This window comes from Kitasatospora sp. NPDC127116 (genome assembly GCF_042677365.1).
Classification (GTDB): Bacteria; Actinomycetota; Actinomycetes; order Streptomycetales; family Streptomycetaceae; genus Kitasatospora; species Kitasatospora lactacystinica.
Genome location: NZ_JBHXTL010000164.1, coordinates 1 through 18,004, shown reverse-complemented (window position 1 = coordinate 18,004; position 18,004 = coordinate 1). Strand labels below are relative to the sequence as shown.

At 73.2% G+C, this 18,004-nt stretch carries 18 protein-coding genes; 4 read left to right on the top strand and 14 right to left on the bottom strand.

What is annotated here, in order from left to right; all coding sequences use genetic code 11:
* Positions 1–663 precede the first annotated feature (663 nt).
* Complete coding sequence (locus ACFVHV_RS38890) at positions 664–993, top strand: MoaF N-terminal domain-containing protein (RefSeq protein WP_359898547.1); 330 nt, start codon at positions 664–666, stop codon at positions 991–993.
* A gap of 158 nt (positions 994–1,151) precedes the next feature.
* On the opposite strand, the gene ACFVHV_RS38885 is transcribed toward ACFVHV_RS38890, so the two are convergent.
* Together ACFVHV_RS38885 and ACFVHV_RS38880 are read right to left on the bottom strand one after the other, a co-directional pair.
* On the bottom strand, positions 1,152–2,294 hold the full coding sequence (locus ACFVHV_RS38885; RefSeq protein WP_359898548.1) for an alpha/beta hydrolase-fold protein: 1,143 nt from the start codon (positions 2,292–2,294) through the stop codon (positions 1,152–1,154).
* Positions 2,295–2,565: 271 nt separating this feature from the next.
* Entirely contained in the window at positions 2,566–3,186 is a 621-nt protein-coding gene (locus ACFVHV_RS38880) for a TetR family transcriptional regulator (protein ID WP_380357915.1), read from the bottom strand.
* A gap of 137 nt (positions 3,187–3,323) precedes the next feature.
* On the opposite strand from ACFVHV_RS38880, the gene ACFVHV_RS38875 reads away from it, so the two are divergent.
* The gene (locus ACFVHV_RS38875; RefSeq protein ID WP_380357913.1) at positions 3,324–4,088 is read left to right on the top strand and encodes an SDR family NAD(P)-dependent oxidoreductase; all 765 of its coding nucleotides are present in this window, start codon (positions 3,324–3,326) and stop codon (positions 4,086–4,088) included.
* A gap of 184 nt (positions 4,089–4,272) precedes the next feature.
* Here ACFVHV_RS38875 and ACFVHV_RS38870 read toward each other — a convergent pair whose 3' ends face one another.
* The 6 genes from ACFVHV_RS38870 to ACFVHV_RS38845 all read right to left on the bottom strand — a co-directional run bounded on the left by ACFVHV_RS38870 (position 4,273) and on the right by ACFVHV_RS38845 (position 9,069).
* Positions 4,273–4,764, bottom strand: coding sequence for a GNAT family N-acetyltransferase (locus ACFVHV_RS38870; protein ID WP_380357910.1), 492 nt, complete (start codon positions 4,762–4,764; stop codon positions 4,273–4,275).
* A 101-nt stretch (positions 4,765–4,865) separates the two neighbouring features.
* Complete coding sequence (locus ACFVHV_RS38865) at positions 4,866–5,810, bottom strand: phosphotriesterase (RefSeq protein WP_359898551.1); 945 nt, start codon at positions 5,808–5,810, stop codon at positions 4,866–4,868.
* Positions 5,807–6,340 (bottom strand): carboxymuconolactone decarboxylase family protein, encoded by a 534-nt coding sequence (locus ACFVHV_RS38860; protein WP_359898552.1) that lies wholly within the window; start codon positions 6,338–6,340, stop codon positions 5,807–5,809. The genes ACFVHV_RS38865 and ACFVHV_RS38860 overlap by 4 nt, the downstream gene beginning before the upstream one ends.
* A gap of 17 nt (positions 6,341–6,357) precedes the next feature.
* Entirely contained in the window at positions 6,358–7,008 is a 651-nt protein-coding gene (locus ACFVHV_RS38855) for a DUF4865 family protein (protein ID WP_380357906.1), read from the bottom strand.
* 71 nt (positions 7,009–7,079) lie between these two features.
* Positions 7,080–7,646, bottom strand: coding sequence for a TetR/AcrR family transcriptional regulator (locus ACFVHV_RS38850; protein WP_359898554.1), 567 nt, complete (start codon positions 7,644–7,646; stop codon positions 7,080–7,082).
* Between the two features lie 403 nt (positions 7,647–8,049).
* Positions 8,050–9,069, bottom strand: coding sequence for an LLM class flavin-dependent oxidoreductase (locus tag ACFVHV_RS38845; protein WP_359898555.1), 1,020 nt, complete (start codon positions 9,067–9,069; stop codon positions 8,050–8,052).
* A 496-nt stretch (positions 9,070–9,565) separates the two neighbouring features.
* Here ACFVHV_RS38845 and ACFVHV_RS38840 point away from each other — a divergent pair, with 496 nt between their 5' ends.
* A complete protein-coding gene (locus ACFVHV_RS38840) occupies positions 9,566–10,558 on the top strand; it encodes an aldo/keto reductase (RefSeq protein ID WP_359898556.1) in 993 nt (330 codons plus the stop codon).
* A gap of 167 nt (positions 10,559–10,725) precedes the next feature.
* Here ACFVHV_RS38840 and ACFVHV_RS38835 read toward each other — a convergent pair whose 3' ends face one another.
* From ACFVHV_RS38835 to ACFVHV_RS38810, 6 genes are all read right to left on the bottom strand, one after another.
* The gene (locus tag ACFVHV_RS38835) at positions 10,726–11,814 is read right to left on the bottom strand and encodes an LLM class flavin-dependent oxidoreductase (protein ID WP_359898557.1); all 1,089 of its coding nucleotides are present in this window, start codon (positions 11,812–11,814) and stop codon (positions 10,726–10,728) included.
* 3 nt (positions 11,815–11,817) lie between these two features.
* Positions 11,818–12,723: an ABC transporter substrate-binding protein gene (locus tag ACFVHV_RS38830; RefSeq protein ID WP_380357901.1), complete on the bottom strand. Its 906-nt coding sequence runs from the start codon at positions 12,721–12,723 to the stop codon at positions 11,818–11,820.
* Positions 12,724–12,860: 137 nt separating this feature from the next.
* Complete coding sequence (locus ACFVHV_RS38825; protein ID WP_380357898.1) at positions 12,861–13,691, bottom strand: ABC transporter ATP-binding protein; 831 nt, start codon at positions 13,689–13,691, stop codon at positions 12,861–12,863.
* A complete protein-coding gene (locus ACFVHV_RS38820; RefSeq protein WP_359898560.1) occupies positions 13,688–14,554 on the bottom strand; it encodes an ABC transporter permease in 867 nt (288 codons plus the stop codon). The genes ACFVHV_RS38825 and ACFVHV_RS38820 overlap by 4 nt, the downstream gene beginning before the upstream one ends.
* Complete coding sequence (locus ACFVHV_RS38815) at positions 14,551–15,579, bottom strand: NrtA/SsuA/CpmA family ABC transporter substrate-binding protein (protein ID WP_380357896.1); 1,029 nt, start codon at positions 15,577–15,579, stop codon at positions 14,551–14,553. Before ACFVHV_RS38815 ends, ACFVHV_RS38820 begins: the two co-directional genes overlap by 4 nt.
* Before the next feature lie 71 nt (positions 15,580–15,650).
* Positions 15,651–16,724, bottom strand: a complete 1,074-nt coding sequence (locus ACFVHV_RS38810; RefSeq protein ID WP_380357894.1) for an ABC transporter substrate-binding protein — start codon at positions 16,722–16,724, stop codon at positions 15,651–15,653.
* A 445-nt stretch (positions 16,725–17,169) separates the two neighbouring features.
* Between ACFVHV_RS38810 and ACFVHV_RS38805 the strand changes: the two genes are divergently transcribed.
* On the top strand, positions 17,170–17,952 hold the full coding sequence (locus ACFVHV_RS38805; protein WP_359898563.1) for an IclR family transcriptional regulator: 783 nt from the start codon (positions 17,170–17,172) through the stop codon (positions 17,950–17,952).
* Positions 17,953–18,004 lie beyond the last annotated feature (52 nt).

Genomic DNA, 18,004 nt, shown 5'->3' with positions numbered 1-18,004 from the left:
CCCCGCGCGCCCCCCGGTCCGCCGGCCAACCCCCGCCACCCTATCCACATCTGGGGGTGCGGGGGGGCGCCGGTTACGTGAGACGCGGGGTCCCGCGGGGGGGGCCGCCCGGGCGGGGGCAACCGCCCCGGCGGTGGCCAGGTCCGGAGGGGTGGCTTGGCCTGAGGGATGGCTTGGCCTGAGGGATGGACCCGGTCCTACGAGTTGGCGCCGCGATCGGTCCCGATGGCCACCCGCCGGTCCTTCGCGACGGCGCCCGCGACGGTGCAGTACTTCGCGTTGCGCCGGCCCCAGCTGATCGCGCCGGGGTGCTCGGGGTGGTGGTCGGGCTCGTCGTCGGGGCCGGGGCCGGAGTGGACATCCCGGCGGCGGGGTCCGCGAGGGCGCAGCTCACCGTGGTGTCGATCAACGACCCTGCGTGGCAGTCGAGTTGATCAGTCTCCGGCGCCGGGAGCCGCCACATCGACCGGGGAGCCCCCGGGTCGGGCCCGGCCCCGGCCGCACACGCGCGGCCTCGCCGTGGCGGACCGTACGGTGGCGAGTGCCTGACCGAGTGCGCCCGGTCGGATAAATTGGAAGCCTGACATCATCCGCCGTGCACAAGAGCGGCGAGCCCGACCGGACGCTCGCCACGACCTGACAGAGACGAGGACCCGCCCCACCATGACCGCGCCCCTGCCCGCCTTCGCCGGCCGCACCTACCTCTTCCGGGTCGACAACGGCGCGGCCTTCCGCAACACCTACTCGGCCGACGGCACGCGGCTGCGCTGGGAGGGCCTCGGCGAGTCCGCGGGCCAGTGGGAGGACGTGCGGCTGCACGTCGCCGAGGTCGCGCCGGAGATCTACTTCATCAGCTGGACGGAGCAGAGCGGGATCACCGTCAGCCACGTGATGGACCTCGGCAAGCTGACCGTGCGGGCCTTCTGGACCTTCGAGGGCGAGGGCGGCCGGGTCGGCCAGCTGCACACCGGGACGCTGGAGCGGGTGGCCTGAGCGGCGGGACCGCCGGGCGGGAGCCGTACGGTTCCTGAACGGCCCGGCCGACCCGAACAACCTGGCCGACCTGAACGATCGAACCCCCGGGGCAGCGGCTCCGGGGGTTCGGTCGTTCAGGCGTTCAGGTACGGCCGGTCAGGTACGGCCGGGTCGCTTCATACGGTCTGGTTCGGCACCTTGAGGTGCTGGGACAGCCACTCCAGCGAGGAGGGCAGCAGGGCGCTCCAGGTCTCGAAGTTGTGGCCGCCGTTCTCCAGCATGCTGTACGAGACCTTCATCGGACTCTGCACCGCGTCGACGAAGGCCTCGGTCTCCTGCCGGTAGCTGCCGTCGCCCTTCTTGGTGCCGGCCAGCAGCACGGACACCTTCGGCTGCGGCAGGTTCTTCAGCCGCCACATCAGGTTGGCCTCGTCGCGGCGCTGCTTGCTGCCGCCGAAGAGGTCGCCCGTGGTGGGGTCGTCGGCCGCGTCGTAGTAGGCCGAGAGGGCGACGGCGGTCGGAAAGACGTCCGGGTGACGCATGGCCAGCTTGAGCGCGCAGTAACCGCCGGTCGAGTTGCCCATGAAGGCCCAGGCCTGCGGGTCGGAGGAGACCCGGTAGCTGGCCTGGATCGCCGAGGGCACGTCCTTGGTGAAGTAGGTGTCGGACTGCGGGCCGTTCGGGACGTCCTCGCACTCGGTGTCCTGGGGCAGCGCGGGCGATGGGCGCACCAGGACCATGACGGTCGGCTGCATCCGCCCTTCCTGCAGCAGCTTGAGCGCCGCACCCGGGTAGTTGAAGCGGGTGATCAGATTCTCGGCGATTCCTGGGAATCCGGTGCTGACGATCACGGCCGGGAACTGCTTCTGGGCGTACTCCGGCTGGAAGTACTGCGGCGGCAGGTAGACGTAGCCCTCGGTGGACAGCCGACTGACCGCGCCGTCGATCCTGATCTTGCGGATCTCGCCGGACTGGGCGGGCTCGCGGCCCATCGCGCCGCCGCCCTTGACCGCGGCCTGGCCCATCGTCTCCACCATCAGCCGGCCGGAGGCGTCCGCCTTGTTGTGGATGACCACCGGGCCGGTGTCGCCGATGCCCAGCAGGTCGTCCCAACTGCTGTAGAAGGCGAAGTAGTTGTTGGCGACCAGGCCGAGCGCGGCGAGCACCGTGAGCTGGGTGGCGAGCAGTGCGCCGATCCGGCCGAGCACCGCCCGCCAGGTCTTCTTCGCGAGTCTGGGCCACAGCCAGACCGTGCCGACCATCATCACGACCGCGATCAGTGCGGTCAGCGCCAGCACCTTGTGGCTCGTCAGACCCATGTCCTGCTTGCTCCCACGCCTCGAACTCCAGTCCCCTCCGCTGGGGACATCCGAGGAGGTCACCCCGGTTCCCCCTGCCGGGGCGCGAGGATCAACCCTAACGCCAGCTGGGAGAAAGCCGACCGCGGCTGGGAGGTTACGGGGAGCCGGGCGAACGGATGACAACTTTCAGATAACAGATTTCGAAAGTTGTCATCTGAAATCTGTCGACTGTCGACTGCCCACTGTCCGCTGTCGGCCGCCACCGGCCGGTCGACGGCCGGCCCCGGGCTCAGCCGACCCGCCCCCACAGCCGCAGCCCCTCCGTGAGCTCGCGCATGCAGCGAGCGCCGAGGTCCTGCGGGGAGCCCGGACCGGCGAGGGGCGCCTCGGAGGCGGCCCACTGCTCCAGGGCCACCCGGATCGCCGCGGTCGCGGCGGCGGCCGCCAACCGGATCTCCAGCGGGTCGGTGCCGTCCGGGCAGCGCTCGGCGAGGGCGGCCCGCAGCCGCTCCTCCGAGTCGGCGTGGACGCGCTGCCAGGTGGCGTTCAGCTTGGGGTCGCGCAGCAGACCGCGGGCCCACTGCATCATCTCGACCCGCGCCTCGTCGGCCGGGGTCAGCGACGCGACCGCCGCACGCTCCAGCGCCTCGCGCAGCGGCAGGTCCGCGGGGCTGGCCGTGAAGAGCTCCACCCACTCCTGTCCGCCCGCCGCGAGCAGCGGAGCGACGGCGTCCTCCTTGACCGAGAAGTACCGGTAGAAGGTGCGCAGCGAGATGCCCGCGGCGAGGGCGATCTCCTCGGCGGTGGTCGCGTCCGTGCCCCGCTCGGCGAAGAGCGCGGCGGCGGTACGGGCGATCTCCAGCCGGGTGGCCTCACGGCGGCGCTGGGTCAGGGTCGGGCGTCCGGTCACGGGGTCAGCCTACGCGGGCGAATGCCAAGGCGGCACGTCACGACGGATCGGCACGAATGGACTTGTTGGCACAATGTGCCATCTAGGCGTAACGTGCCTATTGAGGTCGAGAGACCACGAACGAACGGAGTACCACCATGGAGCGCTTCAGCGGACGGAACGTCCTGATCACCGGCGGCGGCTCGGGCATCGGCCAGGCCACCGTGCACCGGATCCTCGCCGAGGGCGGGAAGGTCGTCGCCGTCGACGTCAACGAGGACGGCCTGAAGAAGACCCTGGACCGCGCCACCGCCGAGGGAACCGCGGACCGCCTCACCGTCCAGGTGCTGGACATCGCGGACGAGGCGGCCGTCGTCGCGGGCGTGGCCGAGGCGATCGCCGGCCTGGGCGGCCTGGACGTGCTGGTCAACGCGGCCGGCATCCTCCGCTCCTCGCACACCCACGAGACCAGCCTGGAGTTCTGGAACAGGCTCCTCGCGGTGAACCTGACCGGCACCTTCCTGATGACCCGCGAGACGCTCCCCGCGCTGCTCGCCGGCGGCAAGGGCGTGGTGGTCAACTTCAGCTCCACCTCCGCGAGCTTCGCCCACCCCTACATGGCCGCGTACGCCGCGACCAAGGGCGGCATCCAGTCCTTCACCCACGCCATCGCCTCGGAGTACTCGAAGCAGGGCCTGCGCGCGGTCTGCGTCGCACCGGGCAGCATCGACAGCGGCATGACCCACAACCCGGGCCTGCCCGCCGACGCCGACCTCGGCCTGCTGGCCAAGCTCTCCCCCGCGCTCGGCCAGGGCTTCGCCGGCCCGGAGACGGTGGCCGGCGTGATCGCCATGCTCGCCTCCGACGACGGCGCCTTCGTCACCGGCACCGAGCTCCGCATCGACGGCGGCACCCACATGTGACGCCGGTCGACCCGCCGACCCGCTGACCTGCCAGACCGCTCGACCTCGGGAAGGCGGAGCCTGTGCCGTCCCCCGTGCGGCACAGGCCCCGCCTTCCCGCCTTCCCGCGGTCCCGAGGCCGTCCCGTCGGCCTCGGAAGGCCGGGCCGGTCGCGGCCCCGGTACCGAGCCGGGTGCGGCGACGGTCACCGCAGAGGCTTCGCCAGGAGGAGTTCGCGGCCGACCCCGTCGGCGAGCAGGTCCCCGGGTTCCGCGAGCGGGGTGAAGCCGTGGCGGCGGTAGAGGGCGAGCGCCGCCCGGTTGCCGGGGAGCACGGCGAGGCGCAGCGTGGTGCCGCCGGTGGCTCGGGCCCAGCGCTCGACCTCCTCGACGAGACGGTCCGCGACGCCCCGGCCGCGGGCCCGCGGGGCGACCCAGAGCGAGCGCAACTCCCGTACGCCGTCCGGTGATCCGGGCAGTCCGCCGACCAGGCCGACCGGGTCGTCGTCCAGGAGGGCCGCGACGTGGAGGGCGTCCGGGAGACGCAGCCGGTCGTGCCAGCGGTCCTCACCGCCCTGGTCCCAGTCGGCCAGGCCGGCCTTGAAGGCGTCCGGCGCGCTGGTCAGGGCCGCGAGACGGAGGTCCCGCCAGAGCGGCCAGTCGGCGGTCGTGAGGGTTCGGAGCGTCAGCATCACCATGCCCGGCACCGTAGAAGACCCGCCCGGCGGCCGTCTGCCGAATGCCCGCTCCGGCAGCCGCAGCCGCGGCCGATGGGACCCGCGGGCGACGAGGGCCCCGCCTACGGCGTGCGCCAGTCGGCGGCGAAGGCGGCGGCCGGGTTGGTGACGAGGAGCAGCTCGGGCAGTTCCGGGCCGTAGCTGCGGGCGAGGCGCGGGGCGAGGTCGGCGAGCAGACCGACCGGGCCGGCGGCCGCGCGGGCGGTCCTGGTGGTGGTGTCGGCGCCGAGCAGCAGCTGGTCGGCGTGGCCCGCCTCGACCAGGTCGGCGATGACGTCGAAGGCCTGGTGGTCGCCGGACCGGCCGGACCGGGAGGGGCTGTCCAGGGCGAGCCGGACCCCCTCGGCGGCCAGGGCACGGTGCAGCGCGCGGTCGGGGAGCCGGGTGAGGTGACCGAGGACGATCCGGTCGGGCCGGACCCCGTGCCGGTCGTGCAGCAGGTTCAGGACCCGGAGCGGAGCGCCGTCGGCTTCGAGGTGGACGGCGATCGGGGCGCCGGTGGCGTGGTGGGCCTCCGCCGCCGCGGCCATCGTCCACCGGGTGTGCCGGCTCACGGGCCCCGGATCGCCCGCGACCTTGATCAGCCCGGCCCGGACGCCCTCGGGCGCGCCGGGCAGACCGGTGGTGAGTTCGGCGACGAAGCGTTCTGCGAGGTCGGCGTACGCGCCGGGGCGCTCGGCCGGGTCGCCGTCGACGTCCGGGAAGAAGCCCGGCGCGTAGTGGACCGCCTGGTGCGCGCCGGTGGCGGCGACGACGTGGACGCCGGTGGCGCGGGAGAGCGCGGCGAGGGAGTCCGCGCCCCGGCCCAGGCCGAGCGGTGTCCACTGGACGAGGGCACGGCCACCGGCGGCGGCGTAGGTCCGCAGGACGTCCTCGGCGGCGGCCGGATCGTCCAGCTCCTGGCCGGGGAGCAGCGGGCTGCGGATGAAGAGGTGGTCGTGGGAGTCGGTGACCCCGAGGTCGGCGGGGTCCAGGTCGCCGAGGACGGTGCGGACGGTGCGGCTCATGCGTCGGCCTCCGGGGTGGCGCTCCCGGCGACGGTCTCCGCCGCGGCCTCGGTGCCGGTCCCGGTCCCGGCCTTGGCCTCGGCCCTGGCCGCGGCGTCGGCGAAGGTAGCGTCGGCGAAGGTGGCGTCCGCGAAGGCGGCGGTGGCGACGCGCAGGCCGGCCAGCGCCCTGGGGAGACCGACGTACGGCGCGAGGTGGACGATGACCTCGGTGATCTCCGCCTCCGTCAGGCCGATCCGTCGGCTGTAGCGGACGTGGTCGGCCAGCTGCGGCTCGACGCCGCCGAGTGCGGTGAGCGCGGCCAGGTTCGCGATCTGGCGGTCGCGCAGGGCGAGTCCGGGACGCTGGTAGGTACCGCCGAAGAGGCTGGTGACGATCCAGTCGGGGAAGCCGGGGGCGAGGGCGTCCAGGCCCCCGAGCGTGGTGGCGGCGCCGGGACCCGCGAGTTCGGCGAGCAGGGCGTAACCGGCCGTGCGGTCGGTCGGGGCCGGGGTGAGGTCGGTGCCGGTGGGAACGGTCGCGGGGGACATCGGGGCGGTGGGTCCTTTCACCAGTGGCGGCCGGCCGGCAGCCGGTCGAGTTCGGGGCGGGACAGGTGCAGCACCTGGTAACGGACGCCGGGCTCGTCCTCGGGGGCCGGGCCGTGCCAGAGGGCGAAGCGGAGCAGCTCCCAGCGGCTCGGGTCGACGGCCACGGCGGCGGTGTGCAGGGCCGGGTGCGTGGGCAGGTCGGCGAGCGCCCGCTCGACGGCCTCGGCCGGGTCGGCGGATTCCGGCAGCCGTACGGTCTCGCGGGTGGCGGTGGTCGGCGGCCCGGCCGCCCCCTCCGTTGACGACGCCGCCTCCGTTGGCGACGCTGCCTCCGAGGCCGATGCCGAGGCCGCCGAGGTTCCTGGCGCGCCGTGGGTCAGGCCCGCGCCCAGCCAGTGCCGGACGGCGGGGCGGCCGAAGTCGGCGCTCAGGCCGCGGAATCCCGGCCCCCAGAGGAAACCGTTCATGCCTTCGACGGTGCGCCAGAGGTAGAACGGCGCGTACTGGTTGACGGGCGAGCCCTGTCGGCCGCGCTCGCGGACCAGGTAGGCCTTGAGGCCGAGGCCCGGGTGCGCGTCGAGCAGGCGGCCCTTGTCGGCGACGCGCTTGCGGATGACGCCCATGTCGTAGTCGGCGGGCAGGGTGATCTCGTACTGCATCGCGTGCACGGCTGGGCTCCTCGGGTTCGACGGGTCCGGCAGGCAGGCAGGCGGACTACCGGCCGGGCGGGCTTGGCGGGTCAGGCCGTGCGGTGTGCCGCGAGCAGGCCGAGGGCGCCACGAACGGCCCGGTCGAACGGCTCGGCGCTGTCGGCGGCACGGGCCAGGACGTAGCCGCCCTGGACGACGGCGACCACGGCGGCGGCGGTGTCGGCCGGGTCGAGGCCGGGGGCGAACTCGCCGCCCGCCTGGCCGTCGGCGATCAGTCCGGCGATCCGGCCGCGCAGCCAGTCGAAGGTCTCCTCGACGGGCGCGCGCAGGAGCGGGTCGGCGACCACGTCCGGGTCCTGGGCCATCCGGCCGATCCGGCAGCCGCGCAGGACGTCGCGGTCGCGCTGCAGGTAGGCGGCGATCCGGTCGTATGCGCTGCCGGGGGCGGCGAGGTCGGCCTCGGCGACGCCGCGCATCTGCTCGGCGCTGCGGCGCAGGGCGGCGGCCGCGAGGTCGGGCTTGCCGGCGAAGTGGTGGTACATGCTGCCCTGGCCGACGCCAGAGCGCTGCTGGATGGCCTTGGGGCTGGTGCCGACGTAGCCGCGCTCCCAGAGGAGGGCCTGGGTGCTCTCGATGAGGCGGTCCTGGGTGCTCATGCGGAACACTGTACATACCAGTAGGTACAGAAGGCCAGTGCGGACTCCGACCGCCCCGACCCGACCCGACCCGGGCTCGCGCTCGGGGCTCCGGCTCCGGCTCCGGCTCCGGCTCCGGCTCCGACCCTGGTTCGGCTCCGGCTCCGACCCTTGGGTGCGCGGGCGGCTCCCCGGGACCCCCGCCGGGCGGAACGGTTGAGGGCCGTGCGCCGCCCCCCGGCGGCCACGGCCCCTCGACCGTTCGTCATCCCCCGCCCCGCCGAACGGCATTCCGGCGCACCTGGTGGCGCGCGTCACGTCACGCACGGTTGCCGGCGTCACGCCGCGTAGGGGGTGCACGGCGCATTGCGCGGGCGGGCGGGAGATCCGGGCTGCCGTGGCAGCGCGCGGCGGGCGTGGACCGCTACGGCAGCGCCCGACGGATCTCCGGCGCCACCGCGCTCGCGAACAGCTCCAACTGCTCGCGCTGCGCCCCCTCGGTGAGGGCGTCGACCCCGATGCCGACCACCTCGTTGCCGAAGGCCTCGTGGTAGCGGTGGATCTTCTCGATCACCTGCTGCGGACTGCCGACCAGCGCCGAGCCGCGCTCCAGCGCGTCCTCCAGCGAGGTGAACGGCGAGTTGTTGTGCCGGCCCGCGGCCGAGTCGAACAGTGCGTTCCAGTACGGGCGGAAGCCCTCGACGGCGTCCTGCGAGCGCTCGGCGACGAACAGTCCGCCGAAGCTCGCGCCCACCCGGGCCCGCGCCGGGTCGTGCCCGTAGTGCTCCCAGCGCTCGCGGTAGTGCTCGACCAGCGTCCGGTACTTCTCCAGCGGATGGAAGGAGTTGGCGGAGAAGAGCGGGTCGCCGTGGCGGGCCGCGAGGTCGGTGGACCGCGTGCTGGTCGCGCTGCCGTGCCACACCGGGATCGGGTCCTGGAGCGGGCGCGGCCAGACCGTGACGTCCGTGAGCGGCGGGCGGGTCGAGCCCTCCCAGGTCACCTTCTCCTCGCGCCAGAGCCTTCGCAGCAGGCCGTAGTTTTCCGCGAGCGCCTCCCACTGGCGCTCCTCGGGGAGGCCGAACAGTCCGAAATGGCGCGGGTCGTTGCCCTTGCCGACGATCAACTCCAACCGACCCCCGGAGAGTTGGTCGAGCATCGCGTAGTCCTCGGCGACCCGGACCGGGTCGAGGACGCTGAGCACCGTCACCGTGGTGAACAGCCGGATGGTGGAGGTGCGGGCGGCGATGGCGCTCAGCAGCAGGGGCGGCGCCGGGGAGAGGAACGGCTCACCGTGCCGCTCCCCCACTCCGTAGCCGTCGTAGCCGAGCTGCTCGGCGAGGACGGCCTGGTCGATGACGTTGTGCAGCTTCTGCTGCGGGGTGCGCCGGACGCCGGTGACCGGGTCGGGGGCGTTGGCGACGAGGGACGAGACGGTGAACCGCACGGCGGTCTCCTTGGGCGCTCGGGACGGGCTCGGGGTCGGGGTCGGACCAGGGCCGGGTTCGGGTCGGACCAGGGTCGGGCCGGGGCCATGGCCGGGGCCGGGTACGGGCTGAGCATGGGAACGAGCCGAGCAGGACCGGGACGGGACCGGCGGGCCGGAGCGTCCCGGGATTCGGTGAGCCGCACGGAGAGCGGAGCGCGGGGAGCCGGTGCGCGGTCCGGCGCCGCGCTCCTACGGGCGGCACCGGCGGAACGGCCGACGGGGCGGGCGGTGGGCCGCTCGGGCGGCGGGGCTCGCGGGTGGCGTCAGCGGTCGGTGCTGCGGTGGCGGCGACAACAACAGCGGGCTGCGGCGGCGGCCACGGTCACGGTCACGGTCCGGACTGCCATCTCGCCTCCCCCTCGCCTCGCACGCACGCGATCCTCCGCGAGCATAGGCACCGGCCCGGAACGGGGCAAGGCTTGATCCGCCGCGACGGACTGGCAGGATGTCCGGCATGAGCTACCTCGCCGCGGATGACCGCTATGACTCGATGACCTATCGGAAGGCCGGCCGCAGCGGCGTCCAGCTGCCCGCCGTCTCGCTGGGGCTCTGGCACAACTTCGGTGACGCCCAGCCGCTGGACGTGCAGCGGGCGGTGCTGCGCCGGGCCTTCGACCGGGGCGTCACGCACTTCGACCTGGCGAACAACTACGGCCCGCCGTACGGCAGCGCCGAGCGCAACTTCGGCTACCTGTTCGCCCAGGACTTCCGGCCGTACCGGGACGAGCTGTTCATCGCCACCAAGGCCGGCTGGGACATGTGGCCCGGCCCGTACGGCAACGGCGGCAGCCGCAAGTACCTGCTGGCCAGCCTCGACCAGTCGCTGGACCGGATGGGGCTGGACTACGTCGACGTCTTCTACTCGCACCGGTACGACCCGGACACCCCGATCGAGGAGACGATGGGCGCGCTCGACAGCGCGGTGCGCTCGGGCAGGGCGCTGTACGCGGCGATCTCCAACTACCCGGCGGAGCAGCACCGGGAGGCGGTGGCGATCCTGCGCGAGCTGGGGACGCCGGTGCTGATGAACCAGTCGGCGTACTCGATCCTCAACCGGCACGTGGAGGACGGCGGCGTGCTGGACGCGGTGGGCGAAACCCAGAGCAGCCTCATCGCCTACTCGCCGCTGGCCCAGGGGCTGCTGACCGACCGCTACCTGTCCGGGGCGGTTCCGGCGGGCTCGCGGATGTCGGTCGGGAAGTTCCTCACCGAGGAGGCCCTGACCGAGCGGAAGCTGGAGCAGCTGCGGGCGCTGGCCGCGGTCGCCGAGCGGCGCGGGCAGACGCTGGCGCAGCTGGCGCTGTGCTGGGTGCTGCGGGACCCGCGGGTGGTCTCGGTGATCATCGGTGCGAGCAGCGTCGCCCAGCTGGACCAGAACCTCGACGCACTGGCGGGCGGGCCGCTGACGGCCGAGGAGCTGGCGGAGATCGACCGGCTGAGCCGCTGAACGGGGCGGAGGCGCCGGCCGGCGGCCGAGGCTGATCGCTGCGGCTGATGGCTACGACTGACGCCGACAGCCGACGATCGACGGATGACAGCTGACAGATTTCGAAATCTGTCAGCTGTCATCCGTCATCTGTTATCCGTTATCCGTCACTTGTCAGCTGTCACCAGTCAGCCACCGGCGTGCGGCCGCTTGATGCCCAGAGCGGGCAGAACCGTTTCTGCAACCCGATGGGCCTCCTCCAGCAGCGGGTTGCCCGAGAGGATGAAGGTGTCGACACCCAGCGCCTCGAACTCCTGCAAGCGCTCGATCACCTGGGCGGTCGAGCCGACCACCGCCGTACCGGGCCCGGGGCGGAACAGGCTCATTCCCGGCCAGAGGTTGGGGTAGGCCTCCAGCTCCCGGGCCCGCGCCGGCACCTTCCCGCCGTGCTGGCGGAACTGCCGCTGCCAGCCGACCCCGTCCTCCGCCTTCGCGCCACCCAGCTGGCGCGCGTAGGTGGCCTCACCGGTGACGTCCAGCAGCCGGTCGGCGGCGGCCCAGGCCTCGTCCTCGGTGTCGCGGACGATCAGGTGCAGCCGCAGCCCGATCCGCACCGACCGGCCGTGGGCGGCGGCCCGCTCGCGGACCAGGTCCAGCTTCTCCTTGAGCAGGTGCGGCGGCTCTCCCCAGGTCAGGTAGACGTCCACGTGCTCGGCGGCCATCTCGATGCCGGCCGCCGAACTGCCGCCGAACCAGAGCGGGATGCCGCCGGGCTGCGCCGGGGTCAGCTCGCGCAGGCTGGCGCCCGCGTTCTTCAGTTCGTAGAACTCGCCCTTGTGGTCGAAGACTTCACCCGCCGTGAGGCGCTTGACGATCGACCAGTACTCGCCGCTGAGCCGGTAGCGGTCGTCGTGCTCGACGTCCAGGCCGTACTCGCGCAGCTGCGCGGTCGAGCCGTTCACCACGTTGAAGCGCAGCCGGCCGCCGTGCAGGTGGTCGAAGCTGAGTGCCATCTTGGCCAGCAGGGTGGGTGAGACCAGCCCCGGGTGGACGGCCAGCAGCGGCTTGAAGGCCGGGGTGGTGGCGGCCGCGAGCGCGCTGCCGAGCGTCCAGACGTCGTACAGGTCGGTCGCGAGCAGCGCGCCGGTGTAGCCCAGTCGCTCGACGCTGCCCGCCAGTTGCTGGAGGTAGCGGAGGTCCACCGGACGGCGGCCGGCCGGCTCCCAGGGGTAGTGCCCCTCGCGCGGAATGATGTACCAGAGGACTTCGGAGGCCACGGGTCAGACCGCCTTCGCGAGCGCGGCGGCCACCGGGGCCTCCAGGGCGGGGAGGTGGGCGTCGGCGACGGTCAGTGCCCGGTCGATGAAGCCCGCACCGTGGAAGATGTCCGCGGCCTCCTGCTGTTCGGCGACGAACCCGGCGGTGGCGGGCTCCAGCCGCCAGGGCAGCGCGACCAGCGCGGACTGCCAGTCGGCGGCCGTGCCGCCCAGTTCCTCGGCGGCGATCGCGGCGGCCTCGGCCGGATTGGCGGCCGCCCAGGCGTCCGCCCGGCGCAGGGCGGTCGCGATCGCGGCGACCACCTCGGGGCGGCCGGTCGCGAAGTCCCGGCGGGTGAAGAACACCGAACGGTCGGTGATGACGTCACCGGTGCGGATCAGCTCGCGGAACTCCCCGGTGCGGCGGGCTGCGGCGAGTTCGGCGCCCTGGGCGATCCAGCCGGCGATCTCGCCGTCGCGCAGCTGCCGGGCCTGGTCCTGGCCGGCCGCCGGGCGCTCCGGGGTGACGTCGTCGCCGTACGACAGTCCCTGCGCGTGCAGGGCCTTGGCGAGCAGGTGGGTCTGCCAGGAGCCGACGGCGAGGACGACGGTGGCACCCTTGAGGTCCGCGACCGTCCGCACCGGGCCGGAGTCCAGCACCAGGAGGGCGCCGTGGTCGGGGCGGGGTGCGGAGACGGCCGCGTAGACCAGGTCGTGGCCGGCCGCCTGCGCGGTGATCGGCGGGGTGGAACCGGTGCCGCCGAAGTCGATGACGCCCTCGGCGAGCAGCGCGCCGGTGCGGGTGCCGTCCGCGTAGTGGTGGAAGGCGCCGGTCTCGCCGTGCGGGGCCAGCTCCTCGTCCAGGTAGGGGAGTCGGGCGAGGTAGTAGAGCGACGGGTTGCTGGCGTGGACGCCGAGGGTGACGGTCATCTGGTCAACTCCGGTGGTGCGGGCTCGGTTGGTCGGAAGTCAGGGTGAATCGGGGGAAATCGGGAGGATAGCGGGGATTCTCGGGAAACCGCGGGGAACTGCGGGGAACTGCGGTGGACAGTGGTGGATCGCGGGCGTCAGTGGACGCCGAGGTCGGCGAGCAGCCGGCGCCGCAGGTCGGCGAAGGCGGGATCGGCCGGGTCGCGCGGGCTCTCGACGGTGACGGCTTCGTCCCGGGCGAGCAGGCCGTCGCGCAGTACCACGACCCGGTCGGCGAGCCGTACGGCTTCGTCCACGTCGTGGGTGACCAGCAGTACCGCCGGGCGGTGGCGGCGCACCAGGTCGCCGACGAGGTCCTGCATGCGCAGCCGGGTGAGCGCGTCCAGGGCGGCGAACGGTTCGTCGAGCAGCAGGAGTTGCGGCTCCCGGACGAGCGCCCGGGCGAGTGCGACGCGCTGCGCTTCACCTCCCGACAGGGTGGCCGGCCAGGCCTCGGCGTGCCGCTCCAGGCCGACCTCGGCGAGCGCCTTCAGCCCGGTCTCCCGGGTCGCGGCGCCGCGCGGCAGGCCGACCGTGACGTTCGCCAGCACCCGCTTGGACGGCACCAGGCGGGGCTCCTGGAACACCACGGTACGGACCGGCGGGACGAGCACGGTACCCCCGTCCGCCTGGTCGAGCGCCCCGAGGATGCGCAGCAGCGTGGTCTTGCCGGTGCCGCTCGCACCCAGCAGGGCGACGAACTCCCCACGGGCGATGGAGAGGTCGACCCCGTCGAGCACCGCCCGGGTGCCGAACACCCGGCGCAGACCGCGCAGGTGGACGGCCGGGACCGTCTCCTCGGAGGCCGAGGAGGCGGAGGAGACCGAGGGGACCGAGGGGACCGAGGGGACCGAGGGGACCGAGGGGACCGACAGAGAGGCCGGCGCGGAGGACGAGGACGTGGCGGTGGTGAACGTGTCGGCGGTCATCGGGTCGCTCCCTGGACGATCTGGCGCCACGGCATCAGCACGCGCTCCAGGACCCGGACGACACCGTCCGCGGCGAGGCCGAGCAGCCCGTAGATCAGGATGCAGACGGCGAGGACGTCGGTGCGCGAGTAGTTCTGCGCCTGGGCCATCAAGTAGCCGATGCCTTCGGTGGAGTTGATCTCCTCGGCGGCGATCAGGGCGATCACGCTGAGCGTCATCGACAGGCGCAGTCCGGACAGCAGCGAGGGCAGGGCGCCGGGCAGCACGACCGTGCGCACGATCGCCCAGCGTCCGAGGCCGAAGCTGCGCATCGCCTCGACCAGCTTGCGGTCGGTGCTGCGGACCCCACCCGAGGCGGACACGTACATCGGGAAGCTGGTGGCGACTCCGATCAGGGCGACCTTCGCGGTCTCCGTGATGCCGAACCACACCATGAACAGCGGGACGAGGGCCAGGAAGGGCACGGTGCGCAGGACCTGGATCGCGGAGTCGAGCAACTCCTCGCCGAGGCGGGTGAATCCGGTGACCACGCCGAGCACCAGTCCGGCGGTCGCGCCGAAGAACAGTCCGAGTCCGGCGCGGGTGAGGGAGACCGACAGGGCGTCGGTCAGCTGGCCGTTGCCCCACAACTCCCCCACCGCCTGCGCGACCTGGGCGGGCGAGGCGAGCACGTCCTGGGTGAGCGCGCCGGTGGCGGAGGCGAGTGCCCAGCCGCCGAGCAGGGCGAGCGGACCGATGGTGCGCAGGGTCACGGCGAGTGCCCGGGGGCGGGGCCGGGGCTGCCGGCTCTGCGGGGCGACCAGGCCGGATTCCAGTGCGGCCCGGGTGTCTTCCGGCGTGAACGGCCGGGTGGAGGTGGTCACTTGGCACCGTCCCCGAGCTTGTTGATGTCGATCAGGTACGGCTTGACGTCCACCAGCTGCTTGGTGACCTTCTGGTCGGCGAAGAACTGGGCGACCGTCCCGAAGCGGGCGGTGTCGGCGTCGGAGATGGCGTCGGCCGGGGTGCCCTGCTTGCCGACGTTCACCGCGACGTCCTTCTCGGCGGGGGTGACGGCGGTCGGGCCAGCGTCGGTGAACACGTTGAGGTAGCCGGCCGGGTCGGCCTTCTCCTTGGCGCCGTTCTCCCGCAGGTAGGCGTAGAAGGCCTTCACCACCTCGGGGTGCTTGTCGGCGAAGCCGTTGCGCACCGCCCAGACCGCGTAGTTGTCGGAGCCCAACTCCTGGCCGTTGACCAGGAAGTGCGCACCGGCGTTGGCGACGGCGGGTGTCGAGAAGGTGTTCCAGGTCGCCCAGGCGTCCACCTGGCCGGAGTTGAAGACGCCGGAGGTCTGGTCGGCGCGCAGGTAGACCCGCTCCACCTTGTCGGCCGGAACGCCGTTCTTCGCCAGTGCCTTGAGCAGCAGGTACTCGCTGGTGCCGCCCTGGGAGACGGCGACCTTCCTGCCGACCAGGTCCTGGACGGACTTGACGGGCGAGTCGTTCTTCACCAGGATCCCCTCGCCGACGCCGTCGGGCGCGGTCTGGGCGAACAGCTTGAAGCCGGGCTTCTGGGCGAGCGCGGCGACGGCCGAGGTGATCGAGCCCTGGGCGATGTCCAGTTGGTCGGCGGAGAGGGCCTGGGCGGCGGGGGCGAAGGGGCCGGCGCTGCCGGTCCAGGCGACCTTGGCGTGGACCGCGGCCAGGGTGCGGTCCAGTGAACCGTCCTTCTTGCCGCGGGCCAGGAAGCCGTTGTTGCCGGGATCGGGCAGGCGGAGCACCACGTCGGCCTTGCCGCCGGCCCCGCCGTCGGCGGAGGCCTTGGCCCCGTCGGCGGAGGAGCCGCAGGCGGCGAGGGCGGCGGAGGCGAGCAGAGCCGTGGCGGCGAGGGCGGGACGAGGGGTCTTCACGGGGGTCTCCAAGGGGGTGACAGATGACAGCCGACAGCTGACAACTTTCGAAATCTGTTAGCTGAACGCTGTTACCTGAAGTCTGTGATCCGAACGCCGCCGGCACCGGAACCCGCGCCCGCCGCCTCACCCGCACGCCGCACCCGCAGCAGCTCGCGCGCTGCGCGCAGCGGCTCCGGGTCGGCCCAGGCCTGGACGTCCACCGGCGCGGCAAGGAAGCCCTGCTCCCTGAGGAATCGTTCCTGCAGCGCGAGCAGCTCCAGCCGCTCCGCCGACAGGTCGAGCCGCAGGGTCCGGTGGCTGCCCGGTGCATAGGCTCCGGCGACGCCCTCGGCACCGGCACCGGTCTCGGCCCGCAGGATCCGGACCACCTCCTCCGGACGCTCCGCCGCCCAGTCGGCGGCCTCCAGCAGTACGGCGAGGAACCGGGCCACCAGCTCGGGGTGTTCGTCCAGCAGCCGCTGGTGGACGGTGATCGGCCGGGGCGTGCCGTTGTTGACCCGGGCCCGGCGGTCCGGCGCCGCGTCCAGTTCCACGGCCACCTCCGCACCGACCCGGCGGGCCGCCTCGACGGCGAGCGCCCCCTTCACGTACACCGCGTCCACCGTGCCGTCCCGCAGCGCGGCCAGCTCGGCGGACCACTGCCCGGCGCCCTCGGAACCGGGGACGTCCACCAGCTCGGCGTCCGCCAGGGTGAGGCCCGCGAGCCCGAGGGCGCCCCGGAGGCCGGCCAGCGCCATCGCCCGCCAGAAGTCGATGCCGATGTCATGATGTGGCACCGCCAGTCGCAGTCCACGCAGTTGCCCGGGTTCGGTGATGCCGCTGCCGGCCCGGACGAGCACCACCTGGCGCTCCTCGATCCAGGTGAGGCCGATCAGCCTGGTCGCCTCGCCGCGCGAACGGGCCCACAGCGCGGGGACGTTTCCGCCCTCCCGGAACAGACCGGTCAGCGCGTGGGTGTAGTGGTGGTCCGCGGCCACCTCGGGCGGTGCGTCCTGCAGCGAGCGGACCGCGATGCCGTCGGCGGCGAACTCGCGGGCGAGCCAACCCTGATCGGCGGCGATCCCGGTCGCGGTGGGCACCGGGCAGCGGGTGAACCAGAGGGTGTCGGGAAGCGGGGAGGCGTTCTGGGTACGACTGGACAACGGAGTTGGTCCTCTACGGGGGCTCCGACGACGGCCGGAGGAGCTCGGGATCGATGACCGCACGGAGGCCCATGAGGCCTGGTGCGCAAAGAAGTTGTGCGCCACGATGCAGGACGGCAGGCGGTGCGGGAGGGTCGGGCGGCGCGGGAGGGGTCGTTCAGCGACAACACGCACGGGAGGGGAGACACCGGTGGGACGTCACGGCGCTTCTCCTTCCGTGGAATCGGGACGGTCACCGCCGAGGCCGAGTGGCCGTTCGACGCGATGCGAGGAGCGTTCCACGGCAGACGAGCCCGAAGCAAGCTTTTGCCACATCGTGGGATCAGTTGTTCATCAACGCCATTCCATTGCAACGTCGTCGACACATTTCCGCAGCACTGGCTGCCCTACGCTGAGACCGCCTCCGGCCGTCCGTCCGGAGTTCCGAACCGAAACGCGAGGTGCCATGGCCGAGGCCGCCACCGCCGTCCAGAGTCCGCCGGCCGGTGCGCAGGCCGTCCAGCGCGCGCTCGGGCTGCTGCACTGCTTCCACGACAACGGCCCCGACCTGAGCGCCTCGGACCTGGCCCGCCGGATGGGCCTGTCGGTCTCCACGGCGCACCGGTTGGCCCGCACGCTGGTCAGCGCCGGATTCCTGGAGCAGGACGAACAGACCGCCCGCTACCGGCTCGGTCCCGCCGTCGCCGAACTCGGCCAACTCACCTTCCACCAGCGCGGGCTGCACCTGGCCGGGCCCGAGCTGGACCTGCTCTCCCGGCGCACCAAGGCGACCGCCGACCTGGCGATCCGCAGCGGCACCCACGCCGTGATCCTGGTCGGCGGTTCCGTCCGCCCGGACACCGGGCTGGGCCTGCGCCGGCCACTGCACTCCACGGCCCTCGGCAAGATCCTGCTGGCCTGGCCCCGCCCGGGCGAGACGGCGCCGGCGGCACTGGGACCGCTGCCCTCCTTCACCGACCGCACGATCACCGAACCAGCGCTCCTGGACGACGAGTTGGCGAAGGTCCGAGCGGCCGGGTACGCGCTCAACGACGGCGAGTCGGCCGCCGGGGTGCGGACGGTCGCCGTGCCCGTCCTGGACGGCGCCGGGCAGGCGCGGTTCGCCCTCGCGGTCCGCTCGACGCCCGCGCACCTCACCGATGACCGGCTGGACTGGTTCCTCGGTCACGCCCGCGGCTGCGCCGACGCGCTCGCCGTCCTGCTGCTGCCGCCGGATCAGCGTTCCTGAGGGCCCACCGGGACACGAGGAAGCGGCGGGCCGCCCGTCCACGTCCTGGACG